General features: G+C 70.2%; 15 protein-coding genes. 6 read left to right on the forward strand and 9 right to left on the reverse strand.

Annotation, left to right across the window (positions count from 1 at the left end):
- Positions 1-34: 34 nt before the first annotated feature.
- Positions 35-1,318 (reverse strand): serine hydrolase domain-containing protein, encoded by a 1,284-nt coding sequence (locus BM349_RS00695; RefSeq protein WP_091701095.1) that lies wholly within the window; start codon positions 1,316-1,318, stop codon positions 35-37.
- Between the two features lie 78 nt (positions 1,319-1,396).
- Here BM349_RS00695 and BM349_RS00700 point away from each other — a divergent pair, with 78 nt between their 5' ends.
- Together BM349_RS00700 and BM349_RS00705 are read left to right on the forward strand one after the other, a co-directional pair.
- The gene (locus tag BM349_RS00700; RefSeq protein ID WP_091701098.1) at positions 1,397-1,708 is read left to right on the forward strand and encodes a DUF2470 domain-containing protein; all 312 of its coding nucleotides are present in this window, start codon (positions 1,397-1,399) and stop codon (positions 1,706-1,708) included.
- A gap of 44 nt (positions 1,709-1,752) precedes the next feature.
- Positions 1,753-2,409: a biliverdin-producing heme oxygenase gene (locus tag BM349_RS00705; protein ID WP_091701101.1), complete on the forward strand. Its 657-nt coding sequence runs from the start codon at positions 1,753-1,755 to the stop codon at positions 2,407-2,409.
- A 131-nt stretch (positions 2,410-2,540) separates the two neighbouring features.
- Here BM349_RS00705 and BM349_RS00710 read toward each other — a convergent pair whose 3' ends face one another.
- A complete protein-coding gene (locus tag BM349_RS00710) occupies positions 2,541-3,899 on the reverse strand; it encodes an ATP-dependent DNA helicase (RefSeq protein ID WP_091701106.1) in 1,359 nt (452 codons plus the stop codon).
- Between the two features lie 150 nt (positions 3,900-4,049).
- On the opposite strand from BM349_RS00710, the gene BM349_RS00715 reads away from it, so the two are divergent.
- Together BM349_RS00715 and BM349_RS00720 are read left to right on the forward strand one after the other, a co-directional pair.
- Positions 4,050-5,186 (forward strand): hypothetical protein, encoded by a 1,137-nt coding sequence (locus BM349_RS00715; RefSeq protein WP_254773670.1) that lies wholly within the window; start codon positions 4,050-4,052, stop codon positions 5,184-5,186.
- A gap of 96 nt (positions 5,187-5,282) precedes the next feature.
- Positions 5,283-7,022: a SulP family inorganic anion transporter gene (locus BM349_RS00720; protein ID WP_091701110.1), complete on the forward strand. Its 1,740-nt coding sequence runs from the start codon at positions 5,283-5,285 to the stop codon at positions 7,020-7,022.
- Between the two features lie 9 nt (positions 7,023-7,031).
- Here BM349_RS00720 and BM349_RS00725 read toward each other — a convergent pair whose 3' ends face one another.
- The 4 genes from BM349_RS00725 to BM349_RS00740 all read right to left on the reverse strand — a co-directional run bounded on the left by BM349_RS00725 (position 7,032) and on the right by BM349_RS00740 (position 11,486).
- Positions 7,032-9,008, reverse strand: a complete 1,977-nt coding sequence (locus tag BM349_RS00725) for a bifunctional copper resistance protein CopD/cytochrome c oxidase assembly protein (RefSeq protein WP_091701115.1) — start codon at positions 9,006-9,008, stop codon at positions 7,032-7,034.
- Between the two features lie 216 nt (positions 9,009-9,224).
- The gene (locus BM349_RS00730; RefSeq protein ID WP_091701119.1) at positions 9,225-9,512 is read right to left on the reverse strand and encodes an HU family DNA-binding protein; all 288 of its coding nucleotides are present in this window, start codon (positions 9,510-9,512) and stop codon (positions 9,225-9,227) included.
- Between the two features lie 259 nt (positions 9,513-9,771).
- Positions 9,772-10,869, reverse strand: coding sequence for an alpha/beta hydrolase (locus tag BM349_RS00735; RefSeq protein ID WP_091704625.1), 1,098 nt, complete (start codon positions 10,867-10,869; stop codon positions 9,772-9,774).
- 2 nt (positions 10,870-10,871) lie between these two features.
- Entirely contained in the window at positions 10,872-11,486 is a 615-nt protein-coding gene (locus BM349_RS00740) for a TetR/AcrR family transcriptional regulator (RefSeq protein WP_091701124.1), read from the reverse strand.
- A gap of 186 nt (positions 11,487-11,672) precedes the next feature.
- On the opposite strand from BM349_RS00740, the gene BM349_RS00745 reads away from it, so the two are divergent.
- A complete protein-coding gene (locus BM349_RS00745; protein ID WP_091701129.1) occupies positions 11,673-12,497 on the forward strand; it encodes an alpha/beta hydrolase in 825 nt (274 codons plus the stop codon).
- Positions 12,498-12,596: 99 nt separating this feature from the next.
- Here BM349_RS00745 and rpsN read toward each other — a convergent pair whose 3' ends face one another.
- The 3 genes from rpsN to rpmB are packed head-to-tail and all read right to left on the reverse strand — an operon-like array spanning position 12,597 to position 13,313.
- Positions 12,597-12,902, reverse strand: coding sequence for a 30S ribosomal protein S14 (gene rpsN / locus BM349_RS00750; RefSeq protein WP_091701133.1), 306 nt, complete (start codon positions 12,900-12,902; stop codon positions 12,597-12,599).
- A 4-nt stretch (positions 12,903-12,906) separates the two neighbouring features.
- Positions 12,907-13,077 (reverse strand): 50S ribosomal protein L33, encoded by a 171-nt coding sequence (gene rpmG / locus BM349_RS00755; protein WP_018173550.1) that lies wholly within the window; start codon positions 13,075-13,077, stop codon positions 12,907-12,909.
- Positions 13,077-13,313 carry a 50S ribosomal protein L28 gene (rpmB, locus tag BM349_RS00760; protein WP_091701138.1) on the reverse strand — a complete coding sequence of 79 codons (237 nt, stop codon included), beginning with the start codon at positions 13,311-13,313 and terminating at the stop codon, positions 13,077-13,079. The genes rpmG and rpmB overlap by 1 nt, the downstream gene beginning before the upstream one ends.
- A 456-nt stretch (positions 13,314-13,769) precedes the next feature.
- On the opposite strand from rpmB, the gene BM349_RS00765 reads away from it, so the two are divergent.
- The gene (locus BM349_RS00765) at positions 13,770-18,686 is read left to right on the forward strand and encodes an SCO7613 C-terminal domain-containing membrane protein (RefSeq protein WP_139230859.1); all 4,917 of its coding nucleotides are present in this window, start codon (positions 13,770-13,772) and stop codon (positions 18,684-18,686) included.
- The last annotated feature ends 22 nt before the right edge of the window (positions 18,687-18,708 follow it).

Below are 18,708 nucleotides of genomic sequence, written 5' to 3' on the forward strand. Positions count from 1 at the left end.
CGCGCCGCCACCACCGCGCTGCCACGACGCCGCGTCACGCGGGTGGTGCGGTGCAGATCGCCGAGGAGGCGATCAGGTCGTGGTACTGCTGAGCGGTCCACGGCAGGCCCGCCTCGGGCGCCGTCGCGCCTGCGGTCGCCGGCGCCTTGGAGGCGATCGCGGCGAGCTCCCACGCGAGATACTCGGCGAGCGCCGCACCGCCGCCGGAGTTGTTCAGCACGACCGCGACCGTGAGACCGGACTGCGGGTCCGAGAACGCGGCCGTCGAGTATCCGGGAACCGAGCCGTACTGCCCGATCAACGAGCCCGCCTGGATCGCACCGCCGCTCGTCGTGTACCAGGCCGGGGCGCCGGCGTAGACGGCGATCGGCTCATCGAAGCGGTCGACGCCGTCCGGCAGGATCGCGCCAGCCGCCAGCGCCTGCGCGTAGCGACCCAGATCGGTGATGTCCGAGACCACGCCCGAGTCGGTGTACCCGATGCTCGCCGACATCGAAGTGACATCGAGCGGCTCGGTGCAGTTCATCACGCCGGCCGCGTCCCGCAGTGAGTGGTGGCCGTTCAGTACGGGACCCGATTCGGATGCCGCGGCCGGGGCGCCCGACGGCAGCTGGGTGGCGGTCAGGTCGAGCGGGTCGAACACGTAGTCCTCGAGCAGCTGGGCCGCGCTTCGCCCGGTCGCGCGCTCGAGCGCCGTGCCGAGCAGCACGTAGCCGGCGTCGGAGTCGCGGTACGCCGTTCCCGGTTCGCCCTCGCGCGGCTGGCCGAGTCCGTAGCTCGCGAGCTCGCGCGGGTTCCAAACGCGCGCCGGGTTGGACAGGAACAGGCTCGACAGCTGGGCGCTGTAGGACCCGATGCCGGAGGTGCTGTCGCACAGCTCGCCGAGGGTCACGCCGCCGAGGTCGGGGACTCCCGCGACCCACTTCGTCACGGGATCGTTGATCCTCACCGTGCCTTCGGCGGCGACCGCGTACAGCACATCGCACGTCATCGCGCGGGTGACCTGGGCGATGCGGAACTCCATGTCTGCAGTGACGGCCTTGCCGCCGACCGACTCGACGCCGAGCCCCTTGACCAGGGTTCCGCTCCACGGGGCCCACACCCCGACGATCGCTCCGGAGGCACCGGAGGCGGTCATCGCCTGGGTGACGGCATCCTGCAGCTGCTGCGCCGTCGTCTCGGGGAATGGCGTGTCGACCGCAGCGGGAACGTCGATGTCGACGTGCTCGTCCGGCGCGCAGCCGGTGACGATCAGGGATGCCGCGACGACGGAGGCGAGTGCGATCGCAGCACGCCATCGTGTGGGTCGAACCCGCATTTTCACCCCCCGGTGTCTGGAATGAATTCAAACACACTGTGGACCTGGACCGTTCACGGCCGTGCGTAGTGTAGGAAGATGGTCCACCGATTCGACGAACCGGTCGTCACCGCCGTTCTCGCGCACATGAACGGCGATCACGACGACGACAATCGCCTGATCGCACGCGCGTTCGGCCCGGACCGGGACGTGGTCGGCGCCACGATGACCGGCTTCGACGGAGACGGTGGGCAGTGGCGTGCACAGCTCGCCGGCGGCGACGAGATCGATGTGCGGGTGCCCTGGCCGGGCGGACCGATCACCGAGCGCCCGCAGGTGCGCCGCGAGATCGTCGCCCTGTACGACGAGTCGTGCCGGAGGCTCGGAATCGAGCCGCGGGCACACGCGTAGCGATCCCAAGTTAGGGGAGCCTTAGTTCCCCTACACTGTGGACTATGAGCGACCCGATCCCGTTCTCCACCGCCCTCCGCGAGCGTTCCGGCGCCGCCCATTCCGGCAGCGAGAGTGCGGGCTTCATGGCGGACCTGATGAGTGGCGAGGGCACCCGCGAGGACTACATCGCGCTCGTCGTGCAGCACTGGTACATGTACGACGCGCTCGAGCGTGCCGCCGGGCGGATGCGCCGCGACCCGGTCGCGTCGGTCTTCATCTCGGACCGCCTGACCCGGCTGCCGGCGCTGGAGGCCGACCTCGAGTTCCTGATCGGCCCCGACTGGCGCGACCAGATCTCGCCGCTGCCGACGACGAAGCGCTATGTCGATCGCATCGATCTGGTGGGTACGACCTGGGCGGGCGGGTTCGTTGCGCACCACTACACGCGCTACCTCGGCGACCTGTCCGGCGGTCAGTTCATCGGCAGGGTCATGGCCCGCCGCTTCGGCTTCGAGACGAACGGCATCGGGTTCTACGTCTTCGACGACATCGCCGACCCCAAGGCGTTCAAGGAGGTGTACCGCGACCAGCTGGATGCCGCACCGTGGGACGCCGAGGAGCAGGAGCGCGTCATCGCCGAGGTGCTGCTGGCGTACCGGATGAACACCGAGGTGTTCGAAGACCTCGCCGCCGCGAAGGCGCAGTCGCAGGTCGCCTGACCCCCGGCATCCCGGACCATCTTCGGCGAAACCACCTCTTCTCGCCGAGTCCATGCCGGTTCGCGCGACCATTGAGGGTGGTTTCGTCGAGAAGGGGTGGTTTCGCGCGGAAGGAGTGAGGTCGCCGGGGATCAGGATGCCGCGGCGCGGACGCCCGCCATGAACCGCTGCACATCGGGGTCGACCCGGATGTCGCCGGGCCGGAGCGGCCGGGACAGGTACAGACCGTCGAGCGACGTGAGCCGGCTCAGCGCGACATAGGTCTGGCCCGGAGCGAACGCGCCGGAGCCGAGATCGATGACCGCGCGCTCGTACGTCTTGCCCTGGCTCTTGTGGATCGTCACCGCCCAGGCGAGCCGCAGCGGGAACTGCGTGAACTCGGCGACGATCTCGCGGGTGAGCGACTTCGATCCGGCGTCGTAGGCGTAGCGGAACCTCTCCCACACGGCGGGCTCGACCTCGAACTCCTGGCCCTCCACCTCGACCCGGACGGTGCCGCCCGCGATCCGGGTCACGGTGCCGATCGTGCCGTTCACCCAGCGCGGCGGCTCGCCGTACGATCCGGTGTCGTTGCGGAGGAACATGACCTGCGCACCGACTTTGAGCTTCAGGTCCACATCGGCCGGGTACGAGGCCTCCCCGCGCCCGAAGTCTCCGGTGATCTCCGCGGTCGCGGTCTGCTCGCGACCGATGAGCTCGGTGAGGTGCCGGCGGTTGATGCTGTTGACGATGTCGTTGCGCGTCGCGAGCGTGATGATCGGATGCTCGCCGTCGGCAGGATCCGGCGGTGTGCGCGCGCCGGTGTCGTTGAGCACTTCCGCGATGTCTGCGGTGACGTGCCCGTGGCGCACCGCGTTCAGCATCGCCTTGAACGCGGGGTCGGCCTGCCGGTGGATGTCGACGAGTTCGCGGATGTGGAGGTCGGCACCGTATGCGCCGATGTCCATGATCCCGTCACCGCCGACGCTGCCGACCCACACCTTGGCGTCGAAGAACCAGAACGAGCGGTAGTGATCGCGGATGTAGTGCGCCTCGTCTCCGCGGGGCGGCACGGGTGCCAGCTGGTACGGATCCCCGAACATGACGACCTGCACGCCGCCGAACGGCTCGGCGCGTCGGCCCCGCGCCTGGCGCAGCGACCGGTCGATCGCGTCCATCAGGTCGGCGTTGACCATTGAGATCTCGTCGATCACGAGCGTGTCGATCGCGTTGAGGATCTTGCGCGTGGCGTCGGACTGGTCGATCTGGCTGCCGGCGATCAGCCCGATCGGCAGGCGGAACAGCGAATGGATCGTCTGGCCCTCGACGTTCAGTGCGGCCACGCCGGTCGGTGCGCACACCGCGATCTGCTTGGACGTGTTCCACGCCAGGTGCTGCAGGAGCGTCGACTTCCCGGTGCCCGCCCGGCCGGTGACGAACACGTGCTCGCGTGTGTCCTCGATCAGACGGAACAGCGCCTCCTGCTCGGGCGAGAGCGGAGGTGTGGTCACCGATTCATGGTAACCAGCCCTGCGTTGCCGCGACGGTCGCCTGTGCACGACGAATTCGCCCACGACGGCGGATGACGACACCCGGATTCTCACAGGCGCATGTTCCTACACTGGATGCAGAGCCCGAGGGGGATCGACGGGGCGATGGACATGTCTGGCATGGACACGGTTGCGAAGGACGCGGGGGCGGAGCGCACGAATGCGACTCCGCACGCGACAGCGCCTGAAACCCAGCCCGCGGCATCCCCCCGTCGTCGCCGGCTGGCCCTCGACCTCACCCTCCTCGCGATCGTCGGCCTGGTGCTGATCGCAGCCGTCGGCGCCGGCACGGCCGCGATCTTCCGCGAGTTCTACAGTCCGAGCGCATTCGTGGAGCGCTATCTCGGGATGCTCGCACAGGGCCGCGCCGCCGATGCGCTCGCCGTCGCCGGGGTGGCGGTGGACTCCGCCGAGCTCGAAGCGGCGGGACTGCCCGCCACCGCCTCGGACGCGCTCCTGCGCCACGACGCCCTGGCGACGCTGACCGACATCGAGATCGTCTCAGAAGAGGAGACCGCTCAGGGCACCACGCTCGTGACCGCGCGGTACCACGCGGGCGCCTTCCCCGGCACGACCACCTTCGAGGTGGAGCGCGCCGGCTGGGTGGGCCTCGCGCCGACGTGGCAGTTCGCAACGAGTCCCCTGGCGGTCATGGACCTCGCGGTGAAGGGTTCGATGTCGTTCGACGTGAACGGATTCGTGGTCGACAAGCGCCAGGTCTCGCCGGACGGCGTGGATGCCGACCCCACGGCTCCCCTGTCGCTGCTGGTCTTCTCCCCCGGCATCTACTCCGTCTCGGTCGACACCCCGATCTCGTCGACCCGCGGTGCGGCCGTCCTCTCGGACAGCCCGTTCGTGAACGTTCCGGTGGACATCCAGGCCTTCGCGACCCCGCAGTTCGTCGAGGTCGTCCAGGAGCGGGTGGAGCAGTTCCTTACGGAGTGCGCGACGCAGGAAGTGCTCCAGCCGACGGCGTGCCCGTTCGGCTTCGTCGTGCAGGATCGCATCGTGTCACCGCCGACGTGGTCGATCGCGGCCCAGCCCACCGTCTCGGTGGTTCCCGAGGGCGCGGGCTGGCGCATCCCGCCGGCGGACGCGGTCGCCCATATCGAGGTCGCGATCCGCTCGCTCTTCGACGGCTCGGTGCGCGACGTGGCCGATGACGTGCCGTTCATCGTGACGGGAACGATCGCGATCCTGCCGGACGGCACCGCCTCGATCAGTGTGAGCGGACCCGACCCGCAGTGACGGATGCCGCGGCGGTGATGCTCCGCCGCCGCTGAGCGGCGGACCCCTCTCCACGCGGCACCCTGGATCCGCGATGATGTGGAGCGAGGAGGCGCGATGAGGCGCAAAGGGATCGGCCGCTGGCTGCCCGGCGCCGCCACGCTGCGGGACTACCGCCGTGCCTGGCTGTGGCCGGATGTGCGCGCGGGCATCGTCGTGACGGCGCTGCTGATTCCTGCCGGAATGGGGTATGCGGTCGCCGCTGGACTTCCACCCGAGACCGGCCTGTACGCCACGATCGTGCCGCTGCTCGCGTACGCCGTGTTCGGACCGTCGCGAATCCTCGTCCTCGGGCCGGACTCGGCGCTCGCGCCGATCATCGCCGCATCCATCCTCCCGCTGGCGCTCGGGGATGAGCGCCGCGCGGTGGCGCTGGCCGGCCTGCTCGCGATCATGGTCGGGGTCCTGCTGCTTCTGGGCGGAATCCTGCGCCTCGGATTCGTCACGGATCTGCTGTCCAAACCGATCAGGGTCGGCTACCTGAACGCCGTCGCGCTGCTGGTGATCCTCTCGCAGATTCCGAAGCTGCTCGGCTTCTCGATCGAAGCGATCGCCCCGCTCCCCGACATCGTGGCGATCTTCGAAGGCATCATCGGCGGCGAAGTGCAGCTGGACGCAGCGGCATTCGGCCTCGGCTCGCTCGCCATCATCTTCATCCTGCGGTGGCTGCGCTCCCCCGTGCCGGGCGTGCTCGTCGTGGTCGTCCTCGCGACCGTCATCACCGCGGTCTTCGCCCTGTCGAGTTCGCTGCCGGTTGTCGGGGCACTGCCCTTCGGCCTGCCGGCCCCCGCTCTCGGCGGCCTCCAGTGGGCCGATGTCTGGTCGCTCGCCCTGCCCGCCGCAGGCATCGCGCTGGTCGCGTTCACCGACAGCGCCGTCCTGTCCCGGTCCCTCGCTGCGCGGCGCGGTGAGAGCGTCTCCGGCAGCCAGGAGATGTCGGGCATCGGCATCGCGAACATCGCCGGCGGGCTGCTCGGCGGCTTCCCGGTGTCGGCATCCTCGTCCCGCACACCGGTCGCCGAGCAGGCAGGCTCGCGCACCCAGCTCACCGGCGTCGTCGGCGCGGCGCTGCTCATCGCGTTCATCCTGATCGCACCGGGCGTCACCGCCTACCTCCCCTCGGCGACCCTCGCTGCCGTGGTCATCGGCGCGGCCGTCAGCCTGATCGACGTGCGGGGCGTCCTTCGCCTCATCCGCATGGACAAGGTCGATGCCGCGCTTTCGCTTGCCGCCTTCGTCGGAGTGATCGTCTTCGGCGTGCTCGCCGGCATCCTCGTGACGATCGGCCTGTCGCTGCTCGCATTCGTCCAGCAGTCGTGGCGGCCGTACAAGGCCGAGCTGGGTCGTGTCACGGGACTGCGGGGCTACCACGATCTGTCCAGATACCCCGAGGGTGAGCGGATTCCGGGCGTGGTCATCGTGCGGTTCGATGCCCCCTTGTTCTTCGCGAACGGCGCGATGTTCGACGACTGGGTCCGCTCGCGCGTCGACGCCGTCGACGACGTGAAGACGGTCATCCTGGCGGCCGAACCGATCACCGATATCGACACCACCGCGATGGACGAACTGGTCGAGCTGGACGACTACCTCGCCTCGCAGGGGATCCGGCTTGTGCTGGCGGAGATGAAGGACCCGGTCATCGACGTACTGCGCCGCTACGGCCTGACCGAGCGCTTCACGCCCGACCGATTCGCGGCGACCGTCGGCGCAGCTGTCGACGAGCTGACCGGCGGGCTTCGCCGCGACCTCGAGGGCACCAAGTGGGAGGGAGAGTCCGACGAGCCGCCGACGCGGTGAGGAGCACGGTCAGCCGTTCCGGGCGTCGCGCTCGGCGAGCGCCGCGAGCTTGGCGTTGTAGGCCTCCAGCTCGGCATCCCCGGTGCGGTCGGCGTGACGATCCGCGCGCTTCTGGGCGCGCTCGTCGCTGCGGCTCCACTGGATCGCCACGATGATCGCAAGGATCAGGGTCGGCAGCTCGCCGATCGACCAGGCGACTCCGCCGCCGATGTACTGGTCTTCGAGTGGGGTGGCCCCCCACGTGCGGCCCATGCCGCCGAACCATTCCGACACCATGAGGCCCGACTGCATCATGATCGCGATGCCGAAGAAGGCGTGGATGGCCATCACGGCGATGAGCATGACGAGCCGCCCGGCGTACGGGAGCCGGTACGCCACCGGGTCGATGCCGATCAGGGTCAGCACGAAGAGGTACCCGGTGATCAGGAAGTGGGCGATCATCCACTCGTGCCCGAGATGGTCGTACAGCGACCAGCGGAAGAGATCCGTGAAGTAGAAGACCCACAGCGACCCGACGAACAGCCCGGCCGCGACGAACGGATTCGTGAGCACACGCGCGACAGGCGAGTGCACCGCCCAGAGGATCCACTCCCTGCCGCCGCGGGTGCCGTCGTCGCGCTTTCGGATCGCCCGCGCCGCGAGGGTGACCGGAGCGCCGACCACGAGCAGCAGCGGGATCGCCATCGTCAGCAGCATGTGGCCCACCATGTGCACGCTGAAGAGGTAATCCTGGTACGCGTTGACCGGCCCGGACGTCACCCAGAACAGCAGGGCGAGACCCGCGATCCACAGCACCGTGCGGTACAGCGGCCAGCGGTCGCCGCGGCGGCGCAGGCGGAGCACTCCGGCGACGTACAGGAAGATCCCGAAGCCTGCGGCGAATGCCCACAGCAGGTCGAGGTTCCAGGAGGTGAACCAGCGGTCGATCGTGAGCTCGGGCGGGAGGGCGGCGCCGGTGAGGTACTCGGCGGGGGATCGCACGGGCGGCAGATCGGCCGTCGTCGGCGGTGCGGTCCGCGCGAGCGCGACCGCCGCTCCACTGGCGAGGCCCATGAACGCGAGTTCGAGCACCACCAGGCCCCAGAAACGGCGTGAGGACGCATCCTCGCCCAGACGGCCGATCAGCGTTCTGCGGTAGAGCGCGCCGAGCACGCCGAGCGCGATGAGCGCTGCGACCTTCACCAGCAGGATCGCGCCGTACGGGGATGCGAGGTTCTCCCAGGCACCCACTCCGATCGAGGCCCGCACCGTGCCCGAGACGGCGACGACCACGAACGCGGCCAGCGCCATGCTGGAGTACCGCCCCATCGCCGTCGCCAGCGCCGGACGTGAAAGCAGCGGGCGCACCGCGACCATCAGCAGCAGGCCGCCGAGCCAGATCGCCGCGGAGATGATGTGCAGGATCAGCGCCATCACCGCTTCGTGGTGGTACGCCTCCTCGCCGGAGTGCCCCTGGGTCCCCATCGGCACCAGCGCCGCGATCGCCAGGATCGCGACCAACAGCGTGGGAGTCCACGAGCGCACCGCGAACGCGAGCACGGTGATCGCCGCGCCGGCGACCGCGGTGATGAGCCACGTGCGCCCGCCCTCGGTCTCGACCAGGAAGCGACCGAGCTGCGAGCCGAACTCCGGGCCGAGCCCGACGGCGGGGTTGAAGCTGTTGACGAACGTGAAGAAGCCCGTGACCGCTGCGGCGACGGTGAAGATCGCTGCCGAGATCGATGCCATATCGAGCGCTGCGTCGAACTCGCGCTCGCCCGCCTTCAACGTGAACAGGGCCGTCACGAGTGCGCCGACCATGCCCGCGGCCGCGAGGTTGACGACGAGCGTGGCAGTCGGCAGCCCCCACCGCACCAGGGGCCCCGGGTCGCCGATCGCGAACGGCGCTGCACCGCCGCCGACGATGAGCCCCCAGATCAGTGTCGCGACGGCGACGACGACGAGGATCCCGGGCCCGGCGGCACGGAGGGCACGCGCCGACGTCACGCCTCCCGACGCTTCACGCGGCGCATCGGCGCCAGGCGGAGCGGAGGTCGGGATCACGGTCCAACCCTACGTGCGCCCGGCTGTGCGCCCTCTGCGGGCGGAGCCGAGCAGAAGGGGGATGCCGCGGGTGCGGCATCCCCCTTCTGTGAGGTTCTTGGTCGTTTCAGGTCTCGATGCGCCGCCTTCGGCGGTGCAGACCTGGAGCAGCGGCCGGCTCTACTTGACGGCGGCCTTCAGCTTCGAGCCCGCGGTGACCTTGACCCGCTGGCCGGCCGGGATCTTGATCTCGGCACCGGTCTGCGGGTTGCGGCCCGTGCGAGCCGACGTCTGGACACGCTCGAACGAGATCCAGCCCGGGATCGAGACCTTGCTGCCCTTGGCGACGGCCTCGGACACGGTGGAGAAGAGGGAGTCGAGCACACCAGAGACGGCGGCCTGGCTCTGGCCCGTGGCGCTCGCGATGCTCGCGACGAGTTCGGTCTTGGTGATGGACTTGTCAGCCATTGTGGTTGTCCTCCAAGGCGGCGCGGAGGCCGCCTTTCATTGCTCGGACCGGACGGCAGCGCCCCCCGGCTGGTCGGATCGACCGCCCCCGAATATACCTACTTTCCCCGGATTTCCGCGGATTTCCGGGGCCCTTGACGGAATCCGTCGGCGTGTCGTTGGTGCCGAAGTGGCCCCTGTGGCTCATGTGGCGGACGCGGTGACCCAAGATGCTTTTGCGCCGGCGGCATGCGCTGCCGGCCGGCGCCCCGACATCGACTCAGAAGGCGTGCAGGCCGCGAAGAGCGGACACCACATCGGAGTGCCAGCGACGGGCCGCGGGCAGCACGCCGGTGAAGATCGCGGTGTCGTGGGTCACGCCCAGGTACTGCACGGCGCTGGCGTCGACTCCGGCCCTTCGCAGAGCGGCGACGTAGGCGACCCCGTCTCCGCGGAGCGGGTCGTACTCGGCCGTCATGATCACGGCGGGTGGAAGGCGTTCGTGCGAATCCGCGCGCAACGGGGACGCGTACGGCTCTCGAGCGAGCCGCCGGTCCGGGAGGTAGGTGCGCGCGACCGATCGCAGCTCGCGCACGGCGATGAACGTCGGGATCCGCATCGCACGGGTGGCGCGCAGATCGAGCCGGCGACCGGTCAGGTCGGTCACCGGAACCTCGAGCAGCTGGAGTCGGACTGGAAGCCGCGTGCGGTCGCGGTTCACGAGCGCCAGGGCGGCGCAGATGCATGCGCCCGCGGAGGTGCCTCCGATGCCGATCCGCCCGGGGTCGATCCCCAGGCGTTTGGCGGTCTCGAACAGCCACACGAGTGCGGCATGCGCCTGCTCGACCTGGGTGGGGTAGCGATGCTCCGGCGCCAGCGCGTAGTCGACGGCGACCATCGCCACGCCGGCGTCGACTGCGCGGCGCCGGTTCGCAGCATCCGTCGTCGGATAGTCGATTCCGCCGATGCGGAACGCGCCGCCGAAGAAGGTCAGGCAGGCCGGCACAAGCGCGTCAGGGTTTTCTGCCGGGTAGTAGATCCGCACGCGCACGTCGGGGTGGCCGGGGACCGGGACCGTGTGCTCCGTCGTGCGCACTTCGGGACCGGCCGTGCCGACCGTCTCCAGCTCGGTGCGATCCCACGCGAGTGCGGCGCGCCGGTGCTTCGCGCGGAGCCGAGCGGGCGAGGGCCTGGCGGGCGCGCCCGATGCTGATGCCGCAGTGCCGGGTGCGCGAGGCCGCCGCGCGGCCGAGGTGGGTGCTTCATGCTCGAACGGCCAGAGCGCGATCAGTCGGGCGCGCGCAGACTTCACCGCACGCCCCAGAAGGTACCGGCGGTGCACTCGGAGCCGCTCGGCGAAGAACGGGTCGAGCGGCACGCTCACCCCCGCCCGGGGCTGTGGGCGGCGATGACTCCACGGGCAGTGCGCGCGAATGCCGGAGCCACCCGATCCTCGCCGTCGAGATAGCCGCCGACGAGGGCCGCGTCACGCAGCAGCACGAGCGAGGCGGCGACATCGTCCGGATCCGTCAGGCACGCCGCATCCGCCAATTGCCGCAGCGTCGAGCGGAACCACTCGCGGTGATCGGCGATGAGGTCGCGGACCGGACCCTCGTCCGGGTACTCCGCCGCCGCGTTGATGAACGGGCAGCCGCGCGTGTGGCGATTGCGGATGTCCTCCTCGATGCCGGCGATCGTCAGGTCCAGCAGGACGAGCGGGTCGGAGGACACCCCTGCCGCCTGGGTGAACAGATCGCGCAGCTGCCTGTCCTCCCCCGCCAGGTACGCCAGCACGAGGCCTTCCTTGCCGTCGAACTGCTTGTACATCGTCGCGCGGGTGACACCCGCGGCCTCGATGATGCGGTCGACGCCGACCGAATGGATGCCCTCACCGTAGAAGAGCTCGCCGGCGGCATCGAGCAGCCGCTGACGCGCCGCTGACGTGCGCACGGCCGGGCGGGATGCCGCATCCGAGGCGATCGAGGTAATGCTCATGGTCTTTCCCCCTGCGCTCCATCGTGCCACCGGACCGAAATCGATGGGGCGGTGGACTGATTTCAGCATTTCTCGGAATACTCTTGTATAGATAGAACGTTCGGTCTACTATCAAGCTACACCAGCCGGGTGGATCCGGCTCCAGAAACCGAGAATCACCCATCGCGTCACCCCGAGGAGAACGAAATGAACACCACACCCAAGGCCCCCATCGTCCTGATCCACGGTCTGTGGATGACCCCGACCAGCTGGAACACCTGGGCCGAGCGCTTCCGCGCACTGGGCCACGAGGTCATCGTCCCGGGCTGGCCCGGAATCGACGACCGCAGCGTCGCCGACATCCGCCGTAACCCGGAGCCGCTGAAGGGGATCGGCCTCAAGCAGATCGCTGACCAATACGAGGGCATCATCCGCGCGCTGCCGCAGAAGCCGATCATCATGGGCCACTCGTTCGGCGGCGTCATCACCCAGATGCTGGCCGACCGCGGACTGGGCGTCGCCTACGTGGGCGTCACGCCGGGCCAGACCGCCGGCGTCACGACGCTCCCGCTGTCGACCCTGTGGACGGGCACGCCGATCCTCTCCAACCCGTTCGGCCGCAACGGCGCCAAGCCGCTGTCCAAGCGCCACTTCCACTTCACGTTCGGCAACGACCTGACCCGCGCCGAGTCCGACAAGCTCTGGGAGGAGTTCGCCGTCAACTCGTACAACCGGGTGTTCTTCGAGGGCGTCGCGTCGGCCTTCAACGAGAAGAACGGCGTCACCCACGTCGACTACGACCGCGCCGACCGCGCCCCGCTGCTGGTGATCACAGGCGAGATCGACCATGTCGTGCCGCCCGCGATCGGCAGGGCCGTCGTGAAGAAGTACACCTCGACCGGCAGCCCCGCGATCGTCGACTACAAGGAGTTCGCCGGGCGCACCCACCGGATCGTGAGCCAGAACGGCTGGGAAGAGGTCGCCGACTACGCCCTCGAGTGGGCGACCTCGCACGCCGCCGTCACGGCGTAGCCGCGCCGCCCCTTGACCGCGAGAGCTCTCGCCGGGAGAGAGAGCGGATGCAGAAGGCCCGGAGTTCCGAGGAACTCCGGGCCTTCGCTGTACTGGTGACTACCAGGACGACTTGGTCACACCGGGCAGCTCGCCGCGGTGGGCCATGTCGCGGAAGCGCACACGGGAGATGCCGAACTTCGTCAGCACACCGCGCGGGCGGCCGTCGATGACGTCGCGCGAGCGCACGCGCACGGGCGAAGCGTTCTTGGGCAGCTTCTGGAGGCCGATGCGAGCGGCTTCGCGCTGCTCGTCGGTGCTCGTCGGGTCGACGAGGGCCTTCTTCAGTTCGGCGCGCTTCGCGGCGTAGCGGTCGACGACCACCTTGCGCTGCTCGTTGCGCGCGATCTTGCTCTTCTTGGCCATGGGATCAGCGCTCCTCTCGGAAGTCGACGTGCTTGCGGATGACCGGGTCGTACTTCTTCAGCACGATGCGGTCGGGGTTGTTGCGGCGGTTCTTGCGCGTCACGTAGGTGTACCCCGTGCCTGCGGTCGAACGCAGCTTGATGATCGGACGGACGTCCTGAGCCTTCTTGGCCATCAGAGCTTCACACCCCTTGCCTGGATGTCACGGACGACGGCCTCGATGCCACGGGCATCGATCACCTTGATGCCCTTGGCCGACACGTTGAGCTTGATGTTGCGGCCCAGCGACGGCACGTAATAGGTCTTCTTCTGCACGTTCGGGTCGAAGCGGCGCTTCGTCCGGCGGTGCGAGTGCGAGATGCTGTGACCGAAGCCGGGAACCGCTCCGGTCACCTGGCACACTGCTGCCATGGTTTACTCCTCCTGAATACCGTGGAACCGGACGGTTCCACCCAAGATCCCTTGTCTGCACCCACCGCGGAACAAGCCGTTTCCGGCCGGAATCCGCAGGGAGGGTACGAACTGCGTGCTGGAGTGCGCGCAGACAAAGAGTCAGTTTAGCACGGTGGATGCTGCGACTCGAACCGCCGCCGGGGCCGCCGGGCACGGCATCCACAGGTGTGCGCAACTCGCCACGGTCCACATCTCGCGCGAATATGCCTCCCCGCGCATCCTGATGGTGGGACGATGTTCTCCTCGCACCCGCAGGGGGAAACTATGGCAGATTCACCTGACTAGGGCGGGGCGTGGCCTTCCTCGCCCGAAGCCCTCGCCGACGTCCATGTGTGCCCTGGGTGCTTCACCCAGATCACGCTTCCGGAATGTCCGGTCTGCGGGTTCGTCCTGACCGACCCGCGAGCCCTCGAGGTGCTTCAGCTCGGCCGCGCGATCGTGGTCGCCGAAGCCGACCGGCAGCGCCTCATCGAAGCAGTGCGGCTCGACTACCGGCGCGCTCCGGCGCCGTCGTTCGCTCCCGTGCCCGAGCCCGTGCCGTCGCCTGCCGCCGAAGCTCCGCCGAGTCCGGTTCCCACGACGGTGGGGTTCGCGGAGCCGATTCCGCCCGGGCCGCTGCTCTGGCAGCTGCCGACGGCGGTGGGCGCTGCGAGCACGACGCATGTCGCCGAGCCGCTGCCCGCCGCAGAGCCTGCGCTGGTCGGCGCCACAGCGCTCGCGGCGCCGCCGCTTGCCTCGTCCGTGCCGGCACAGTCGCCGCCACCCGTCGGGCCGGCGCAGCCGCCGGCATCCGTCGCGCCTCCGCAGCCCGCGCCTGAGCCGCGCGCTCCGCGTCGACGCCTCAGCGTGCCGGTGCTCCTGCTGATCGTCGGAGTGTCGCTGGTCGGCGTCGCCGCCGTGTTCTTCCTGGTCTACGCGTGGTTCACGTGGGGCATCGGCGTGCGTGCGCTGATCATCGGTGCGATCACCGTCGCGACCATCGGCATCGCCTCGCTCCTGCGTCGCCGCTCGCTCACCGCGACCGCGGAGGGCATCGCGGTGCTCGGCGTGCTCCTGCTCGCGCTCGACGCGTGGGCCGTTCGCGCGAACGACTTCTTCGGAACCGCAGCGATCGAGCCGGCGCTGTACTACGGCGTCAGCGTCATCGTGGTGGGGCTGCTCTGCCGGGTGTGGGCGAAGCTGTCCGCGCTGCGAAGCCCGGACCTGGCCGCCGTCCTCGCCCTCCCGGTGGGCCTCGGACTCGTCATCGGCGGCGCGACGTCGCTCCCGACGGGCGAGGCCATCGTGGCGGGTCTCCTCGGCGCAGCGGCCGGCGGGCTCGCCCACAGACTGCCCGCGCCATGGTCTTCGGCTCGCGCGCGTACGGATTCGGTCCCCGAGCAGGTCACGCTCGCCGTCATCGGCGTGGCGGCACTCGTCGCCGCAGCGGTCCTTGCGGCATTCGTGTCTCCCGACAGCGTCGCCTTCGCGCTCTGGAGCGGTGCTGCGATCGTCGCCCTCGGGGCGCTGCACGCCGTGCTGCTGCGCCCGCATGGAGGCGCTGAGCCGCTCCCGGCCGCGCCGCTCATCGCCGGTGTCGCCTCCTCCGTCGCGGCTGCGGTCGCCGCGATCCTGGGGTGGCAGCTCGCCTATCGCGCCGACTTCCCCGCATACTCGCTGCTGGTCGGTCCGCTGATCGCCGTGGCCGTGCCAGTGGTGCTCGATCGATTCCACCGACGTCTCGGCGACGTCCGGCCGGCCCGGGTGACGGCGGCGGTGCTCGGTGGTCTCAGCCTCGTGGCCACGCTCGGCTGGTGGGCCGTTCTCGCGGGCCTGAGCATCTCCCTGGACTGGGTGACGTGGCGGACGGATGCCGTCGCAGCACCCCTCCACCAGGCGGAGGGCGCCTGGTTCGCGGCCATCGCCGGTGTGCTGATCGCGGTCCTGCTGTTCGCCGCTCCCACGCTGAGCCGACCGGGCCTGCGCAACCTCAGGATCGTGATCGCGGCCGTCGTCCTGCTGATGGGAGTCGCCGTGGCGGCCATCCCCGCGCTGATCGTCGGCGCGGCGGTGCTCGTCGCCGCCGGTGCGATCCTCGCGCTGACACGACCGCCCCTCCGGATAGGCGGAGCAATCGCCGCCGCCATCGCCGCAGGGACGGCGTTCCTGGTCGGCACCACGGCGCCGTGGCTGTGGCTCATCGCCGTCCTCTTCGCAGTGGCCGTCCCGATCGCCGCCCAGCTCGTGGTCCGTCCGGCAGGTCCCGCCGCAGCATGGCTGACCTTCGCTCCCGTCGGTGTCGCGACGGTTGCAGCCTTCCTCGCGCCGTCGGCGCTGGCCGAGGTCACCGGCGCGACCACCGACACGATGACGGCCTTCGTCCTGGTGCAGTGGATCGCGCTCGCGGCGCTCCTGTGCGCCGTGGTCATCCGTCTGGGTCAGGAAGGTCGATCCACGCTCGCCGTATCCGCCTACGCACTGTTCGGCCTGTCGCTGCTTCCCTACGGCATCGCTGCCACCGGTGGCCTGGGGGCCTTCAAATCCGCCGATGCCGCATCGGGCTCGGGTGGCGCGCTCGGCGAGCCCGCGCTGGCGGTTGCGCGGTCGATCGCACTGCTCGCGCTGCTCGCACTGGTGGCGCTCCGGCGCACCCGCGTCGCCGCGGCACCCGCACTGGGAGGCGCGGCACTCGTGCCTGCCGGGGCGGCGTACGCGACGTTCGCGGTGCTGCAGACATTCGGCCTCGAGGAGCACGGCGCCCGCGCGATCGCCACGGTGGGCGCAGCCGTCACCGTGGTGTGCCTGGCGGCCGTCTGGTCGATGCTGCGTCCGTCGGTGGCATCAGTGACCGTGACGCCGGGGGGACCGTCCGAAGCGGTCGAGCCGACAACCGCGGCCGGCGCGGCCGGCGCGACGACGCGCGCGATGGTCGATCTCGGTGCACTTGCGGTGGTCACAGCACTCGCCTGGGATGTGCCGGAGGATCTCCGGTGGGCAATGCTCGCCGTGGTCTCCCTCGGCTTCATCGGCGCCTCTCTTTCGCGGGGCTGGGCCGCGCCGGCAAGCGCGAGCACCGCTGGCATCCCCTCGACCCGCGCATCCGGGGTGCTCACCGGCGCCGCGCCACGACGGCTGCTCGCGTGGCCTGCGTTCGCTCTGGCGACCGCAGCGCTCTGGGCGGGTCTGTGGTCCTCGCCCGGCGCGTCGTCGTTGACGGTGGAGGCCTTCGTCCTCGCACCCGCGATCGCACTTCTCGCCTTCAGCGCCCTCCTCGTGTGGCTGCGACGTCTTCCCGAATCCGCCGTCGCCGTGACCGCCTCGCTCCTGCTGGGGCTCGCGGTGCCAGCGCTCGCCGGCTGGACTGGATCGCTGGTGCGCGGCACGGTCGTCGCGCTCGTGTCGGCCGCGATCGCGCTGCTGCTGACCTGCGCGCCCGCCCTGCGGGCGCGCATCCCCGCGCTCTCAGGTGCGACGACGGCGCTGTTCGCCCTCGCGCTCGTCACTGTGCAGCGCGCCGTCGACGGCGCGTTCGATGACATCGCCGTCCAGTCCGCATGGCTGCTTCTGCTGGTCGTCATCGCCTATGCGGCGGCGCTGGGCGCTGCGCGACCGCTCCGCGGAACCGGGCGTCAGGGATCGTACTCCGCGATCGTTCCGCCGCTGACGCTGGCCGTGGCGACCGTTGCCGGCCTCCTCGCAGCGGATGACGTCGCAGTGCTCATCGTCGCGCTGGTCGCCCTCGCGGCTCTGCATGTTGCCGCATCCGCCGTCGGTCGCAATCCGCTCGGCGCGCCGACGCGATGGACCGCTCTCGCATCGGCCGCGGCCTTCGCCGTCACGGGATTCATGGCCGGTGCCTTCACGATCGACGCGACGCCGATCATCGAGCTCGCGAGCCTTCCGGTCGCGCTGACGGTGCTGGCCGGATCGGCGTCCGCCCAGTGGCGGCGGCGGCAGGAGGCTCCCGGTGCGACCGATGGCGAGCGCATCGTCTGGCTCGCGGGCCTGACGCTCGCCGTCGCGCCGAGCATCATCGCTCCGATCGAGCCACTCCGCGTCTGGCTCGTCGTCATCGTGCCGCTCGCCGCCGCGCTGGTGGCCGTCCTCCTGCCGATCGGCGCGGTGTTCGGCCTGCGGATCTGGTCGGCTCTCGTGCTGACCGCCGGATCCGTGCTCATGGGTGGCCGCACACTGGCGATCGCCGGCTTCGAGTCCGCCGAATCCGCGGTGCTCGTCTCCGGCGCCGGCGCGATCCTGGTGGCGGCTGCCCTCACGTTCGCGGCCGGCCGGCGATCCGATTCGGAGCGCACCGCGGCAGGGCTCGCCGTCGCGATCGCCCTCGCGGGGGCTGCGCTGCTGCTCGCCGCTGTCGTCGTGCTGAGCGACGGTCAGCTCGCACGCACCACCGTGACCGCGACGGTCGCCGCAGTGGTCGCGGTCGGGGGTGCCGCGCTGCTCGGAAGCGAGCGCTGGCGGAGTCTCGGTGCGGTGCTCGCAGTGGGCGGCTTCGTCGCCTCCCTCGTCGCGATCGGTGCGCGCCTCATCATCGTCTTCGACACCGCCGGTGCGACGGTCGAGCCGGACCTGTGGGCCGTGATCGCGCTCGGCATCACCGCCGCCATCGGGATCATGGCGCTGCGGTCCACGGCGGCGACGCTGCTCGCCGCGCGCGTCGCCGCCGTCGTGGGTGTCGGGTTCGCGATCGCGCTCGCGTTCTTCGCGGCCGCCGAAGGGGTGCTCCTCGGGGCCACGGCGGGCGACGAACTGCGAACGCTGTTCACCATGACCGCGCTGACGGTCGCCGGGTTCGGCGGGGTGCTGCTGCGAGATCGTCTGGGTCTCGCGCTGCCGATCGTGGCCGCGGCGGCTGCGGGCGTGTTCGGCCTGGTCGCCCTGACCGTCTTCTCGGTCAGCCCGGTCGAACTGGTCACGGTGGTGCCCGCCCTCGGACTCCTCGCCCTCGGTGCACGCGCGCTGCGGCGCAAGCCGCAGGCGCGCACGTGGCCGACCCTCGGCCCCGGCCTCGCGCTGCTGACCCTGCCTCCGCTCCTGTACGACTTCTTCGGAGAGACTGAGCTGTGGCGCGCGGTGGGTCTGGGCGTGGTGGCGATCGCACTCGTCGTCGTCGGTGCCGTGTGGAGACTGCAGGCTCCCCTCGTGCTCGGTTCGGTCGTGCTGCTCACGCATGGGATCGCACAGCTGTGGCCGTGGATCTCATCGGCCTATGTGTATGTGCCGTGGTGGCTGTGGCTCGGCGTGGGCGGTGCATTGCTGATCTATCTCGCAGCGCGCTACGAGAAGAACATGCGGGCGCTGCGCACGTCGTTCACCGCGGTGGCGTCACTGCGCTGAGCGTCCGGACTCCCTCGGCTGT

Source organism: Microbacterium sp. cf046 (genome assembly GCF_900114345.1).
GTDB lineage: Bacteria > Actinomycetota > Actinomycetes > Actinomycetales > Microbacteriaceae > Microbacterium.

Coding starts and splice junctions, on each gene's coding strand:
- BM349_RS00695 (WP_091701095.1), bottom strand. CDS start 1,318: ATGCGGGTTCGACCCACACGATGGCGTGCTGCGATCGCACTCGCCTCC.
- BM349_RS00700 (WP_091701098.1), top strand. CDS start 1,397: ATGGTCCACCGATTCGACGAACCGGTCGTCACCGCCGTTCTCGCGCAC.
- BM349_RS00705 (WP_091701101.1), top strand. CDS start 1,753: ATGAGCGACCCGATCCCGTTCTCCACCGCCCTCCGCGAGCGTTCCGGC.
- BM349_RS00715 (WP_254773670.1), top strand. CDS start 4,050: ATGTCTGGCATGGACACGGTTGCGAAGGACGCGGGGGCGGAGCGCACG.
- BM349_RS00720 (WP_091701110.1), top strand. CDS start 5,283: ATGAGGCGCAAAGGGATCGGCCGCTGGCTGCCCGGCGCCGCCACGCTG.
- BM349_RS00730 (WP_091701119.1), bottom strand. CDS start 9,512: ATGGCTGACAAGTCCATCACCAAGACCGAACTCGTCGCGAGCATCGCG.
- BM349_RS00740 (WP_091701124.1), bottom strand. CDS start 11,486: ATGAGCATTACCTCGATCGCCTCGGATGCGGCATCCCGCCCGGCCGTG.
- BM349_RS00745 (WP_091701129.1), top strand. CDS start 11,673: ATGAACACCACACCCAAGGCCCCCATCGTCCTGATCCACGGTCTGTGG.
- rpsN (WP_091701133.1), bottom strand. CDS start 12,902: ATGGCCAAGAAGAGCAAGATCGCGCGCAACGAGCAGCGCAAGGTGGTC.
- rpmG (WP_018173550.1), bottom strand. CDS start 13,077: ATGGCCAAGAAGGCTCAGGACGTCCGTCCGATCATCAAGCTGCGTTCG.
- rpmB (WP_091701138.1), bottom strand. CDS start 13,313: ATGGCAGCAGTGTGCCAGGTGACCGGAGCGGTTCCCGGCTTCGGTCAC.